Annotated in this window: 14 protein-coding genes; 4 read left to right on the top strand and 10 right to left on the bottom strand. The window is 71.3% G+C overall.

What is annotated here, in order from left to right; genetic code table 11:
• Nucleotides 1–76: 76 nt before the first annotated feature.
• On the bottom strand, nucleotides 77–2,212 hold the full coding sequence (locus tag ACFWZ5_RS40595) for a HelD family protein (protein ID WP_384802802.1): 2,136 nt from the start codon (nucleotides 2,210–2,212) through the stop codon (nucleotides 77–79).
• A 74-nt stretch (nucleotides 2,213–2,286) separates the two neighbouring features.
• On the opposite strand from ACFWZ5_RS40595, the gene ACFWZ5_RS40590 reads away from it, so the two are divergent.
• Nucleotides 2,287–2,928, top strand: coding sequence for a TetR/AcrR family transcriptional regulator (locus tag ACFWZ5_RS40590; RefSeq protein ID WP_384802799.1), 642 nt, complete (start codon nucleotides 2,287–2,289; stop codon nucleotides 2,926–2,928).
• A 35-nt stretch (nucleotides 2,929–2,963) separates the two neighbouring features.
• Here the strand turns inward: ACFWZ5_RS40590 and ACFWZ5_RS40585 are convergent, their stop codons facing one another.
• From ACFWZ5_RS40585 to ACFWZ5_RS40570, 4 genes are all read right to left on the bottom strand, one after another.
• Nucleotides 2,964–3,872: an ATP/GTP-binding protein gene (locus ACFWZ5_RS40585; RefSeq protein WP_384802796.1), complete on the bottom strand. Its 909-nt coding sequence runs from the start codon at nucleotides 3,870–3,872 to the stop codon at nucleotides 2,964–2,966.
• Between the two features lie 52 nt (nucleotides 3,873–3,924).
• A complete protein-coding gene (locus tag ACFWZ5_RS40580) occupies nucleotides 3,925–5,085 on the bottom strand; it encodes an aminoglycoside phosphotransferase family protein (protein WP_384802793.1) in 1,161 nt (386 codons plus the stop codon).
• A 136-nt stretch (nucleotides 5,086–5,221) separates the two neighbouring features.
• Nucleotides 5,222–5,953, bottom strand: a complete 732-nt coding sequence (locus ACFWZ5_RS40575; RefSeq protein ID WP_384802790.1) for an HAD family hydrolase — start codon at nucleotides 5,951–5,953, stop codon at nucleotides 5,222–5,224.
• Complete coding sequence (locus ACFWZ5_RS40570; RefSeq protein WP_384802787.1) at nucleotides 5,954–6,883, bottom strand: winged helix-turn-helix domain-containing protein; 930 nt, start codon at nucleotides 6,881–6,883, stop codon at nucleotides 5,954–5,956.
• Between the two features lie 104 nt (nucleotides 6,884–6,987).
• Here ACFWZ5_RS40570 and ACFWZ5_RS40565 point away from each other — a divergent pair, with 104 nt between their 5' ends.
• Complete coding sequence (locus ACFWZ5_RS40565) at nucleotides 6,988–7,176, top strand: hypothetical protein (RefSeq protein WP_384802784.1); 189 nt, start codon at nucleotides 6,988–6,990, stop codon at nucleotides 7,174–7,176.
• Nucleotides 7,177–7,190: 14 nt separating this feature from the next.
• On the opposite strand, the gene ACFWZ5_RS40560 is transcribed toward ACFWZ5_RS40565, so the two are convergent.
• Together ACFWZ5_RS40560 and ACFWZ5_RS40555 are read right to left on the bottom strand one after the other, a co-directional pair.
• Nucleotides 7,191–8,054, bottom strand: a complete 864-nt coding sequence (locus tag ACFWZ5_RS40560; RefSeq protein ID WP_384802805.1) for a winged helix-turn-helix domain-containing protein — start codon at nucleotides 8,052–8,054, stop codon at nucleotides 7,191–7,193.
• 625 nt (nucleotides 8,055–8,679) lie between these two features.
• Entirely contained in the window at nucleotides 8,680–9,354 is a 675-nt protein-coding gene (locus tag ACFWZ5_RS40555; protein WP_384802781.1) for an ABC transporter substrate-binding protein, read from the bottom strand.
• A 157-nt stretch (nucleotides 9,355–9,511) separates the two neighbouring features.
• On the opposite strand from ACFWZ5_RS40555, the gene dtd reads away from it, so the two are divergent.
• Nucleotides 9,512–9,937 (top strand): D-aminoacyl-tRNA deacylase, encoded by a 426-nt coding sequence (gene dtd, locus ACFWZ5_RS40550; protein WP_384802778.1) that lies wholly within the window; start codon nucleotides 9,512–9,514, stop codon nucleotides 9,935–9,937.
• Between the two features lie 42 nt (nucleotides 9,938–9,979).
• Here dtd and ACFWZ5_RS40545 read toward each other — a convergent pair whose 3' ends face one another.
• From ACFWZ5_RS40545 to ACFWZ5_RS40535, 3 genes are read right to left on the bottom strand one after another with little or no spacing between them, the layout of a single operon-like run.
• On the bottom strand, nucleotides 9,980–10,945 hold the full coding sequence (locus ACFWZ5_RS40545; protein ID WP_384802775.1) for a YgfZ/GcvT domain-containing protein: 966 nt from the start codon (nucleotides 10,943–10,945) through the stop codon (nucleotides 9,980–9,982).
• 34 nt (nucleotides 10,946–10,979) lie between these two features.
• Nucleotides 10,980–11,450 (bottom strand): Fur family transcriptional regulator, encoded by a 471-nt coding sequence (locus tag ACFWZ5_RS40540; protein WP_384802772.1) that lies wholly within the window; start codon nucleotides 11,448–11,450, stop codon nucleotides 10,980–10,982.
• A 29-nt stretch (nucleotides 11,451–11,479) separates the two neighbouring features.
• Nucleotides 11,480–12,052 (bottom strand): FABP family protein, encoded by a 573-nt coding sequence (locus ACFWZ5_RS40535; protein WP_384802769.1) that lies wholly within the window; start codon nucleotides 12,050–12,052, stop codon nucleotides 11,480–11,482.
• Nucleotides 12,053–12,288: 236 nt separating this feature from the next.
• On the opposite strand from ACFWZ5_RS40535, the gene ACFWZ5_RS40530 reads away from it, so the two are divergent.
• Nucleotides 12,289–12,549, top strand: coding sequence for a DUF3099 domain-containing protein (locus tag ACFWZ5_RS40530; RefSeq protein WP_384802766.1), 261 nt, complete (start codon nucleotides 12,289–12,291; stop codon nucleotides 12,547–12,549).
• Nucleotides 12,550–12,641 lie beyond the last annotated feature (92 nt).

The following is a 12,641-nucleotide window of genomic DNA, read 5'->3' as shown; positions in this document are numbered from 1 at the left end:
CCGCCCTGAAAGGGCGGGTGGGTGGGGAAAAAGGGGGTCCTAGGGGGCGGAGCCCCCTAGTTCGGGAAGGGGCGGGTCAGGGGCGCCCCCGCGAGGGAACCCCCCACGGCAGTGCCCGGCTGTGGACCACATCGAGCCGCGACACCGCCCGCGTGAGCACCACGTACAGCCGATGAAGCCCCCGCTCCTCCGCCTCCGCGACGGCGGCCGGCTCAACGGCCACCACATGGTCGTACTCAAGCCCCTTGGCCACCGACGCGGGCAGCACGGTCACCCGCGCCCCGAGCTCGTCGGGCCCGGCCGCCACCACCCCCGCACCGGCGAGCGCCGCGCGCACCCCGGCCACGTCGGCGTCGGCCGCGATGACGCCGACGGAACCCTCGTGGGCGAGCGCGCCGCGCACCGCGTCCACGGTGGCCCCGGCCACGTCCGCCGTCTCACGGACCGTCAGCTCGCCGTCGCGGCGCAGCGACAGGGCGGGCGGCACGTCGACGTCGAGCCCGGCGAGCAGGTCGTTGGCGAGCGTCACGACGGCCTGCGGGACGCGGAAGCCGGTGGTGAGCGGAGTGACGGTGGCGTCCGGCTTGCCCAGGTGGGCCATCAGCTCGGGCCAGCTGCGGGCGGCCCACGGCGTGGTGCCCTGGGCGAGGTCGCCGAGGACGGTGAGCGAGCCGAAGTCCGCGCGCCGGGCGATGGCGCGGCACTCCATCGGCGACAGGTCCTGCGCCTCGTCGACCACGATGTGGCCGTAGCCCTCGGGCCGTTCGATGAGGCCGGCGAGCTCGTCGAGCAGGACGAGGTCGGCGGCCGTCCACTGCGCGGACTTGTACGAGCGCGGGGGCCTGGCCCACAGGATCGCCCGCTGCTCGTCGGCCGTGAGCACGCCGTCGGCCGCGGCCGCCAACGCGTCCCCGTCCCCGAGGAGTTCGTGCAGGACCTCCTCGGCGCGGGCCTTCGGCCAGGCCGCGTCGACGAACGCCGAGACCGGGCGGGCCCGGGAGATCTTCTGCACCCACGCGTAGGTCATCGCGCCCGCGCGCCGCTCGGCCTGCTCCTGGATGTGGCGCACGGCGCGGGTGCGGACCCGCTCGCGCCCGGTCTCGTACGGCGGCTCCTCCGCCCGCACGTCCTGGATGATCCGGTCGAGCTCGTCGGCGGCGATCCGCCAGCGGTACGAGCCGTCCGGCACCGCGAGCGACACGGCGCCCGTCGCCACGCGCGCGTACAGGGCGCGGCGCAGCACCTCCGCCATGCGGGCGTCGTGCTTGACGGCGGCGGCCGCCGGGGCGTCGGTGGCCCGCACCGGCTGGCGCGCGATCTCGTCCAGGACGGTGGACTGGCGCACGCCGGTCTCGCCGAGCGACGGCAGGACCTCGGCGATGTAGCGCAGGAAGGTGGTGTTCGGGCCGAGGATGAGCAGGCCGGAGCGCTGGACGCGCTGGGGGTGGGTGTAGAGCAGATACGCGGCGCGGTGCAGGCCGACGGCCGTCTTGCCGGTGCCGGGGGCGCCCTGGACGCAGACGGACGCGGTGAGCGGGGCGCGTACGAGGTCGTCCTGCTCGGGCTGGATGGTGGCGGCGATGTCGCGCATCGGGCCGACGCGGGGGCGCTCGATCTCGCCCGCGAGGATGCGGCTCGGCGCGCCCTCGTCGCCGGACGTCAGGTGCTCGTCCTCCAGGCTGGTGAGGTCGGCGGACTCGCCCTTGCTGCCGGGCGCCCAGCCGAACCGCCGCCGCACGGCGACGCCCTGGGGGTCGCGGGCACCGGCCTGGTAGAAGGCGCGGCTGACGGGGGCGCGCCAGTCGACGACGAGGGGCGGGGCCGCCGGGTGCTCGATGATGCGCAGGCGGCCGATGTGGTAGCGCTGCCCGCGGTGGTCGCCCGCCTCCGGGTCGTCGGCGGCGAAGTCGAGGCGGCCGAAGTACAGCGGGGCCTCGGGGAGTTCGCGCATCTCCTTGGCCTTGCTGCGCAGCCGGTAGCCGAGCACTTCGGCGTCGGCGCCGGACGCGGAGACGTCCTCGCCGCTGACCACGTGCTCCTGGGCGCCCTCGACCATGGCGGCCAGGGCGGCGCGGCACGTGTCGTGATAGGCGCGTTCACTGGCGAGGGCGCCTTCCAGCGGGCCTTCCAGCGGGCCTTCTGAGGAGCCTTCGAGGGTGCCATCGGGAGCGTCGGTGCGGGAGGCGTCGAGAGTTGCGTCACGTGGCGTCATGACGCCGACCGTAGCAAAAAACATTACCGAGTTACATTTATTACTGTGACTCACCTTGCGCTAGACTGAGCACCATGACCGCCGAGACCAGCACCACCACCCGCCCCGTCGGCCTCCGCGAGCGCAAGAAGCAGCGGATGTACCAGGCGATCTCCGAGACCGCGATCGCGCTGTTCCTGGAGCGCGGCTTCGACAAGGTGTCGGTCGCGGAGGTGGCCGCCGCGGCGGAGGTCTCCAAGCCGACGCTGTTCCGGTACTTCCCGGCCAAGGAGGACCTGGTCCTGCAGCGCTTCGCCGACCACGAGGACGAGCCGGCCCGCGTGGTCACCGGCCGCCCCGAAGGCCGCTCGCCCCTGACGGCCCTGCGCGAGCACTTCCTCGACGGCCTGCACCGCCACGACCCGGTGACCGGCCTCAACGACGCCCCCGGCGTCCTCGCCTTCCACCACCTCCTGTACGGCACGCCCTCGCTGGTCAGCCGCCTGTACGCGTACCAGGACCGCGCCGAGAAGACCCTCGCCGACGCCCTCGGCCACGGCACCCTGGAGTCCCGCCTCGCCGCCGCCCAGATCCTCGCCGTACAGCGGGTCCTGGCGCTGGAGAACTGGCGCCGGATGAACACGGGCGAACGGGCCGCCGCGGTCCTCCCGGACGCGGTGACGGCGGCGGAGCGAGCGTTCACCCGGCTGTCGGCGGGACTTGAGCGGTACGCCTAGGCGCGGCGGTCGACGGCACGCCTGGGCGCGACGCCTCAGGAAGCGGCCGGCACGAGCGGTCGGGCGACACCCCACAGCGTGTCGAACAGCAACCCCCGATTCCGTATCCGCTCCCGCGCCGCCGCGCCCGCGTCGATGTGCCAGCGGGTGAGGGTGGCGTCGTATCCCCTGAGGTCGAGCACCTGCCGCGCCGGAAGTTCGAGCGCGGGCACCTCCTTGACCTGGTCGTAGATGCCGTCGAACAGCTGCTCACGCCCGATCAGGCAGAACTTCAGGAACGGCGAGATGTGCAGGACCCGGAACTCGCAGTCCAGACGGCCCCTCTCCTCGTTGCTCATACGCCGCGCAAGCGCCTCGAAGCCCTGTACGTACCTGAGCACCTTCTCCAGGAGCGCCCGTCGCAGGACCTCGTCGTCCTCGGCCTTGCCGTCCGCGTTGACCTGTCCGGGGATCTCCATCGGCTTGGTGAAGTCCGGCACGATGATCCGCAGCCCGACGTGGGGCCGCGTCTCCAGGTCCCGTCGCGTCAGACAGCGCATGAGCTCGGACACCACCGTCTCACCCGTGAATCCGACGGCGTCGATGCAGGGGTCCCCGGGCAACGCGTCGGCGAAGTAGTCACCGAGCACGGAGGCGTCCACCTCCTGCCGCTCCGGCGGCTTCAGCGACTCCCTCAAGTCCCGCACCTCGCTGTACAGCACGTACCCCACCAGGCTGAGGATGGCGCCGCCCAGATACGCCTTGCCCTCCATCGCGTCACCGACAGGCGCGACGAACTGCGCGACCAGGCCGAGGACGAACACGAACAGGAGCAGCACCCTCGTGAGGACGGACTCGGCCTGTGCCCAGCTGCCCCTGATCCGCTCCCACGCCGTGCGATCGCCGCTCAACAAGTCCCCCTCGCGTACGCCGAGTTGAGCCCGCCACGGAAGTGCAGAAGCCATGGTGCCCTCGATGGGGACGATCAGGAAGACGCCGCGACCGCGCCGATGGCCGTCACCGCCCGCCGTCCGCCGCAAGCTGTCCGAGCAGGGCGTCCCGTGCGGGCACTCCCGCGTGCCAGTCCCGCAGGGCGGCCTCGACCTCGGCGTGTTCCGGCGCCTGCGCCAGCTTCAACGGCTCCGCGGCCCGCAGCAACGCCCGGCACACCTGCGCGGCCGCACGCGCGTAGTCGTCGCCCGCGGCCGCCTCGGGCAGGGAGAGCGCGGCGCGCATGATGTCGGGGAAGACGGACTGGGCGTACTCGAAGTCGACGTACACCTGGAGGTCCGTGTCGAGTCCCGCCGTGAGCTCGCCGAACCCCGAGCGCTCCATGGCGTCCCGCCAGAGCCCGCGCATCTCCACCTGCTGGTCCTTGTCGTAGTTCATGCGGACCAGATGGGTGGCGAGGTCGTGCAGCGGGTCGCCGTACAGGGCGAGTTCCCAGTCGATGACGGCGAAGTCGGGTCCGTGGACGATGATGTTGGCGCGGTGCACATCGGTGTGCAGCAGGCAGAACGGGCGCCGGTGCAGCTGCGGCATGTCCCGCTTGAACTCGGTCATGACGTGCGGCCGGATGCCGACGGCTTCGAAGAGCGCCTCGAAGCGCGCCCGGTTGGGGCGGTGCACCTGTCCTTCGGTGAAGTCGACGAGCCAGTTGAGGAATCCGGTGCTGTCGCCGTCGGCGGGCCAGCTGTCGGGCAGCGGCGGCAGTTCGGCGCGCGGCACGGCGGCGGTTCTGGTGAAGAACTCGGCAAGGGCCGCCATCATTTCGGGTCTGACGGGGCCGTCGGGGCCGAGCTCCGACAGCGGACTCCCCGGATGGTAGGTGTGCATCTGCCAGTCCCCGAGGTCGATCAGACAGCGGGGGGTCTCCCTCAGGTGCCGCGTGACGACCTTGAGGACGTCGTTCTCCCTGGGCCAGACGCGCGGCACCACCTCGACGGCCTGCAGCGGCGTGCGGCACTTGACCCGGGCGCGGAACGGCATGGTCCTGAGCAGCACGGCGAGCCGCCAGCCGAGCGGCACGATGTAGTTGCTGTTGTGGTAGCCGGTCACCACTTTGCCGTCGGTGCGGGCGCGGTGCTGCTCGGCCAGGCCGCGCACCCACCGGGCGTGGCGTTCGGCCAGGCCGAGGGCGAGGGCCCAGCGCGCTCCGCGCGGCGGATTGGGCGACATGAGCGCAGATCGTACCTACGGCGGCGTACCGTTCCTGCGCCGTAACCAGGATGTGGACACATGGCACATCCTTACGCCGTTCACCTGCGCGTTTGCGGCTGGTCACGGCCCGTGTGCGGGCGGCCACGGGTACTGCTCACTTGGACACTCCGAGGGCCTCGCGCACCGGCCGCAGCGAGCTGACGATCTGCTGCGCCCCGGCTTCGCGCAGCAGCCGCTCCTTGCGCGCGTTGCGGGCGTAGCCGAGGAAGTGCACTCCGGCCGAGCGGGCCGCCTGGAAGTCCGACGGCGCGTCCCCGATCATCAGGGCCTCGGCCGGGTACGCGCCCAGGGCGCTGAGGGCGCGGCGCAGGCAGTACGGGTCCGGTTTGAGGAGGCTGAGGTCCTGCGTGCGGCCGTAGATGTGGGGCGCGAAGCAGTCGATCAGACCTCGTCCGGTGAGGTAACGGGCCACGGCTTGCGGCGAGTTGTTGGTGGTGATCGCGAGCCGGGCGCCGACGGCCGACCAGGTGCGTATCAGCGCGTCGGCGTACGCCGTCGGCAGGGCGGACGCCACCGCCTTCAGCTCGTCCTGGGTGAGTCTCGCCTCCAGCTCGACGACGAGGTCGCTGCCGGGCCGGCGGCGGTCGACGGCCCGCAGCACCTTGTACGGATCGGGCTCCTCCCGTACGCCGTTGACGAGCAGCCCGTGCAGGCCGCGCTCCTCGAGGCGACGGACCTGCTCCCGGGCCACGCGCCGCGCCGAGTGCCCGGCGAAGAGACGGCAGATGGGCCCGTCGAAGTCGAAGAGCACGCAGCGGGCGAGCTCGACCAGCTTGCGCAGGCTCTCGGCCGAATCGTTCGAGTCATCGTTCGCGTCAGACGTCACCTAAGAGAGTGTTAGGTCCGTCGTGATCGTTTCCCAGAGGGCGTCGAACCACTTCTGGGATTCCTCCACGAAGCCGGAGTCGCGGGCGCTGCCGCCGTGCGCGAAGGAGAAGAGCGGGGTCCTCAGCCCCTCGACGTCGTACAGCTCCACCGTGTCACTGCCGTCGGTGTCCATCGTCAGTTCCTGGCGCCCCAGCGTGTAGTAGGCGAGCAGCGCCTCCCGCGCGTTGAGGAGGTACAGCTTCACCGGCGTCGTGAACGGCAGCGCACGGAAGGTCACATGGACGTCGATGTCGTGCGGGGTGCCCCGCAGGGTGAGGAGGTTGTGGCGCAGGACCTGGCCCTGGGCGTTGCGCTGGGCCAGCCAGCGCTGGTGCAGGCGGAGCTTCTCCTCGCCGTCCTTCTGGGCGATCGGGACGGGGAAGGCCAGATCGATGTCGCTGCTCGGCAGCAGGATGCGTACGTCGATGGAGTCCGGGCGGAGCAGGCCCGCGTGGACCTGGCGAATCGGTTCGCTGAGGGCGTTCATCAAGGTCTCCGCCGTGTACGACACGGCGTCGATCCGTACGTGGGGCTCGCCGAACGCCGCCACCAGGCGCGGCGCGAGCGCCACCATCGACGGCTGGGGTTCGAGGGCGGGCGGCGCCGCGGACTCCGGCGCGGCCGCCACCCGCGGGGGGCTGCCCTTGCTGATGTGGTTGAGCAGACCGTCCCGCTGCAGCCGGTGCAGTGCCTGTCTCACCGTGCCCCGCTCCACTCCGAACTCCTGGGCGAGCTGGGCCTGGGTGGGCAGACGGTCGCCCGCCTTGAGGGTGCCGGTGCGGATGCGGTCGCGCAGGGCGTCGGCGATGTCCTGGGGGGAGGTCTTTCCACTGCCGGTCACTGCACCGTTCTCCTTCGTCACGATCTTGACGATACAACTCCCCACCATCTCTGGGGAGTTGACGGATAGTTGTTTATGAACCCGGACCAAGTGGGGACAACTTCAGTGAGTTGGTCGCCAACTCGCCCAAGATGGCAGAAGGAGGAACCACCATGCCGACCATAGCCCTCCTCGCAGCCGTGTTCGCCGTCACCGTCGAACAACTCGTGCAGTGGAAGTACGGAACCCTCGGCATCGTGGGCCTGGTCCTGCTGACCGTGGGCGTCAAGGCGAAGAACACCACGTGCAGCTCCATCGGCGCGTTCGTGCTCGCGCTGATGGTGACGGGCCCCGCGCTGTAGCCCCGCGGGCAGGCCTACGGACCTGGGGTGTTCAGCTTCAGGTCCTGGCTGATCGTGTTCCACAGGGCGTTGAACCAGAGATGGGACTGCTCCACGAACGTCGTGTCCCGCAGCCCCTCCCCCTGGTGGAACGGAAAGAGCATCGACCGCGTTCCCTGCGCGTCCCACATCTCCAGGTACTCGTGCTCGATCTCCTCGCCCCGCTTGGTGAGCGTGTAGTACGCGAACAGCGCCTCCGCGCCGTTCAGCAGGTACAGCTTCACGGGCGGCGTGAACGGCAGGGCGCGGAACTCCACCCGGACGTCGATGCCGTGCGTCGTACGCAGGGTCAGAAGGTTGTGGCGGAGCACCTGGCCCTGCGCGTTCCGCTGGTCGAGCCAGCGGCGGTGCACATGGCCGCCCTCGTCCTCGCCCTCGACGGGCGCCGGGAAGGCGAGGTCGATGTCGCGGCTCGGCAGCAGCACGCGGACGTCGACCTTGGCCGGTTTCAGACGTCCCGCGTGGATCTGGCGCAGCGGTTCGCCGATCGCCATCGTCAGGGAGATCGAGGTGAGACAGAGCGCGTCGATCTCCACGTGGGGCGCCTGGAAGGCCGCGGCGATACGGGGGGCGAGCCCGACCATCGTGGGCTGGGGGCGGGCCTCGTCCGGGCCCGGCACCGCGGGTGCCGCGACCGTCGCCGGGCTGCCCTTCGACACGTTCGCCAGCAACTGCTCGCTCTGCAGAATGCGCAGCGCCTGCCGCACCGCGCCGCGCTCCACGCCGAACTCGGTCGCCAGCTCCGCCTGCGTCGGCATGCGCTGCCCCGGCCGCAGCCGCCCGGTCCTGATCCGGTCCCGCAGCTCATCGGCCACATCACGGTGCGAGCGGGGCGGCATGCTCGGCCTCTTCCGCTCGTTGACGGAGGCGTGGTCCGTGCTCACATCCAAACGGTACAACTTCTCGCCATCTTTGGGGAGTTGCTGGGAAGGTGGTTATGAGACGCACCATCGCGGAGATAAGTCAGGTGAAGTTGGTAGCCAACTCGGGGGACCTGGTCGGCCCTTTGGAGGGCGGACCTCACCAAGTCTGGCTGGCCGGGCTCTCATCCGGAGGGGAGCCGGGAGTTCGGTCAGCCGTTATGCGGGGCGGGGGTGCCCCTGGCCGTGGGGCGACGGACTTGCCGACGTCGTCCCACGGCCATTTTCTGGCGGGGCGCCTATGGCCCACTCGCGGGCCGGCCGTTGTCGACGACGTCTGCGGGCGGGTGCGGGCCGGTGGGGGGGGCTTCCGCCGCTACCGCGGCGGTTTGTTTCCCACCCGCCCGCCCGTTTCTGCCCTCCCAGGGGGTGGACGCCCCTCGTGGGGGTTCCCCGCCGTCGGCGGGTGCGGCCGGGACGGCAGGTAGTGGGTGGGCGGGCGGGGTAAAGCCGCCGCGGTAGCGGCGGTACCTGTGCGCAGGGGCAGACGCCCACGGCCAGCAACCCCCGCCGGAGGCGGGCGGGTGGGAGATCGGCGGTGGGGTCAGGCGAGCAGGTCGTCCACCTGGGCCTCGCCCTCGCGGTACCGGCGGGCGATCTCCGCGCTGCAGTCGTCCGTGGTCCGCTGCATCTCCTGGCGGCGCCGGGACACCTGCTGCTCGTACCGCACGAGGCGGCCCATCGCCGCGTGCAGCTCGTCGTCCGTGCGGGCCGCGAGGTCGGAGAGCTCGACCTCGGCGAGCATGTCGGCGGCCAGGCGGCGGTACTCCTCGTTGTGCGGAGTGCCGAGCGTGACGTGCCGGGCCGACGAGCGGTGCCGGGCGGGGCCGTCCTTGAGGATCTCCGGGAGCCGGTCCACGACGCCCTCCTCGCCGCCCCCGGACCGCGGCGCCCCGTCGGGCCTCGGCCCGCTGCGCCGCGCGGTCTCGGCCCGCAGGATGTCGATGCGTCCCTGGAGCAGCCGTCGTACGTAGCTGAGGTCGGCCTCGTCCTGCTGCGCGGCGCGGCGCAGCTCCCGCAGCTCGGGCAACCGGAGCGCGGCCAGGTCGTGCGCGGGCACGTCGGGCAGCACGGGGCTTTCGGTGCGCTGTGCCGGTGGCCGCGGCACGGGCGTGCGCGCCGTACCGGGCAGGCCGGGCACGCTGGATGTGCTGGACTTGCTGGACTTGCTGGACTTGCTGAACGTACTAGGCGTACTCGGCGTACTCGAGTTGCTCATGTGGCCCTACCGTCCCCTCAGCCGGCGCGGTACACCGCGTGTGAGCATCGTGCCACCCCGTGTGGCCGCGCCGTGCCCGAGTGACCCCAATCGGCCCCGGATGGGGGGTTCTGGACCGGCGCACGGACGGCGCACTCGGTCAGGGCATGATGTCCGCATGCGTGCGGTGGTGCAGAGAGTGGACGGCGCGAGCGTCGTCGTGGACGGCGAGACGGTCGGCGAGATCACCGGCGAGGGCCTGTGCGTCCTGGTCGGGGTGACGCATGACGACACCAAGGAGAAGGCCGCGCAACTGGCCCGCAAGCTGTGGTCGTTGCGCATGCTGCACGACGAGAAGTCCTGCTCGGACGTTGGCGCGCCGCTGCTCGTGATCAGCCAGTTCACGCTGTACGGGGATGCCCGGAAGGGGCGGAGGCCCACGTGGAACGCGGCGGCGCCGGGGGATGTGGCGGAGCCGTTGGTCGATGAGGTGGTGGGGCAGCTGCGGGGTCTGGGGGCGACGGTGGCCACGGGCCGGTTCGGGGCGCAGATGAGGGTGGGCCTCACGAACGACGGCCCGTTCACCGTGCTCCTGGAGATGTGAGCGGAGCCCCGCGGGAAAAGCGAAACCCCGCGGGCTAAAGCCCTACGGCTCCACCACCGGCTCCTGAGCCGCCGCCGTCTCACCCGCGAGAAGCTGTGCGTCCAGAGGGACGTTCCGCTTGACCAGGGCGAGGGCGATGGGGCCCAGCTCGTGGTGGCGGGCCGAGGTCGTGATGAAGCCGAGCTTTCGGCCGTCGGGGCCGTCCGCTGCCAGGTGGAGGGGCGTGCCGTGGGCCGGCAGGTGGACCTCGCTGCCGTCGAGGTGGAGGAAGACCAGGCGGCGCGGGGGCTTGCCCAGGTTCTGGACGCGGGCGACGGTCTCCTGGCCACGGTAGCAGCCCTTCTGGAGGTGCACCGCGGTGCCGATCCAGCCCAGCTCGTGCGGGATGGTGCGGTGGTCGGTCTCGAAGGCGAGGCGGGGGCGGTGGTGCTCGACGCGCAGCGCCTCGTAGGCGAGGAGCCCGGCCGCGGGGCCGCCCGACTCGGCGAAGGCGGGCAGCTCGGCGCGCGGCAGGAAGACGTCGCGGCCGTGCGGGGTCTCGCGTACGACGGCGCCGTCGGGCGCGGTGGCGATGGAGCCCGCGGGCAGGTGCACGACCGCGAACTCGTCGGTGCGGTCGGCGACTTCGACGCGGTAGAAGAACTTCATGCTCTCCAGGTACGCGATGAGCGCGTCCTGCGTACCGGGCTCGACGTGCGCCCACATGGTCTCGCCGTCGTCGACGAGGTAGAGGGCGTGCTCGATGTGGCCGTTGGCGGAGAGGATCAGGGCCTCGGTGGCGCGGCCCGCGGGGAGCTCGCTGACGTGCTGGGTGAGCAGCAGGTGCAGCCAGCTCAGCCGGTCGGACCCGGTGACCGTGACGACGCCGCGGTGCGAGAGGTCGACGAATCCGGTGCCGTCGGCCAGGGCGCGCTGCTCGCGGAACAGGTCGCCGTAGTGGGCGGCGACGCCTTCGTCCACTCCTTCGGCGGGAACGGCGCCGGGCAGGGACAGCAGAGGGCTCTTCATGTTCACAAAGAGTACGACCAGGCGGCGGCCGTGTTTATTTCTCCCCGGCGCCGTTCCCGCCGGGGGCGTTCCCTGCCGAGCCGTCGCGGGCGCACTTCTCGCAGCGGCCGAAGATCGCGAAGTGCTTCATGTCCGTGTCGAAGCCGAACATGCCGCGCAGCTTCGCCGTGAACTCCTGCGCGACCTCGACGTCGGCCTCGATGACCGTGGTGCAGTCCCGGCACACCAGGTGGAGGTGGTGGTGCCGGTCCGCGAGGTGGTACGTCGGGGCGCCGTGGCCCAGGTGGGCATGGCTGACGAGCCCGAGCTCCTCCAGGAGCTCGAGGGTGCGGTAGACCGTGGAGATGTTGATCCCCGACGCCGTCTTGCGGACCTCGCAGAGGATGTCGTCGGGGGTCGCGTGCTCCAGGGCGTCCACGGCTTCCAGCACGAGCTGGCGCTGCGGCGTCAGGCGGTACCCGCGCTGCCGCAGATCGCTCTTCCAGTCGGAGTCGGCGCTCACCACACCCCGCAGTGTAGGCCTGTTTTCCGGGTCTACTTGAAGAAGGCGATGCCGTCGTCCGGGAGGTCGCCCAGGTTGCGCGCCATCTCGGCGACCTCCTCGGGCGAGACGACCTTCTTGAGCTGCGCCGACATGTACGGGCGCAGCGGGACCTCGGGGGTCTGCTTCTCGCCGACCCACATCAGGTCGCTCTTCACGTAGCCGTACAGGCGCTTGCCGCCGCTGTACGGGCCGGAGGCCGCGGTGCGGGCGACGGCGTCGGTGGCCAGGTCGATCTGCGGCTTCTTGTCGGCGAGCTCGCCGTACCAGACCTCGACGACGCCGTCCTGGCGGACCATGACGACCTCGACCTTGCGGTCCTTGTCGACGCGCCAGAAGCCGGACTCGGACTCCAGCGGCTCCACCTTGTTGCCCTCGGCGTCGAGGATCCAGGTGTGCGACCGGTACTCCAGGAAGTCCCGCCCGTCGTGGGTGAAGGAGACCTCCTGGCCGAAATTGGCCTTGGCGGAGCCCGGGAAGTCGGTGACGCCCGCGCCCGCCCAGTTGCCCAGGAGCCAGGCGAGGGGGACGAGGTCGGGGTGCAGGTCGGACGGGATCTCGATCATGGGATTGCTCAGGAGTCTCTCAGTGGGGGGTCAGCGCTGGCCCTGGTACAGCTTCTTCACTGCCAGACCGGTGAAGGCGAGAACGCCGACGCAGACCAGGACAAGGAGTGCGGAGAAGAAGGCCTCAAGCACGGGGTGCTCCTCGGTGAGCTGTGTGGTGGGCGGTACAGAGCCAGGCTCCACTCTAGTGGGGCCGCGCGGCCCCTTCTCGGCGAGGTCCGCCGTACGCTGGACGTATGTACGCGCGACGGCGCCATGTGTACTTCGCCATGATGGGCACGTGCCTGGCCCTGTTCGTCCTGGCCTGGGGTGTCGTGCGGCTCTGGTCGGTGCCCGCGGCGGTCGGGATGTGTGTGGTGGCGATGGTGATTCCGCCGTTGGCTGCGATTGTCGCGAATCGGCGCGGACCGGACGACCGCTGGTGGGACGACCCCTCCGGGGACCCGAAGTCCGACGAGTGGTGGGACGAACTGGACGGCAAGCGCCGCCGCCGGTAGCCCTCGCGGGGCGCCCCAGACCCGCCCCTTTACCCAAAACCAGGGGGCTCCGCCCCCTGGACCCCCTTTTATCCGGCGCTTCGCGCCTCGTC

Source organism: Streptomyces sp. NPDC059003 (genome assembly GCF_042740445.1).
GTDB lineage: Bacteria > Actinomycetota > Actinomycetes > Streptomycetales > Streptomycetaceae > Streptomyces.
Note: the sequence above shows the minus strand (reverse complement) of the source record. Positions and strands in the feature narration are given on the sequence as shown.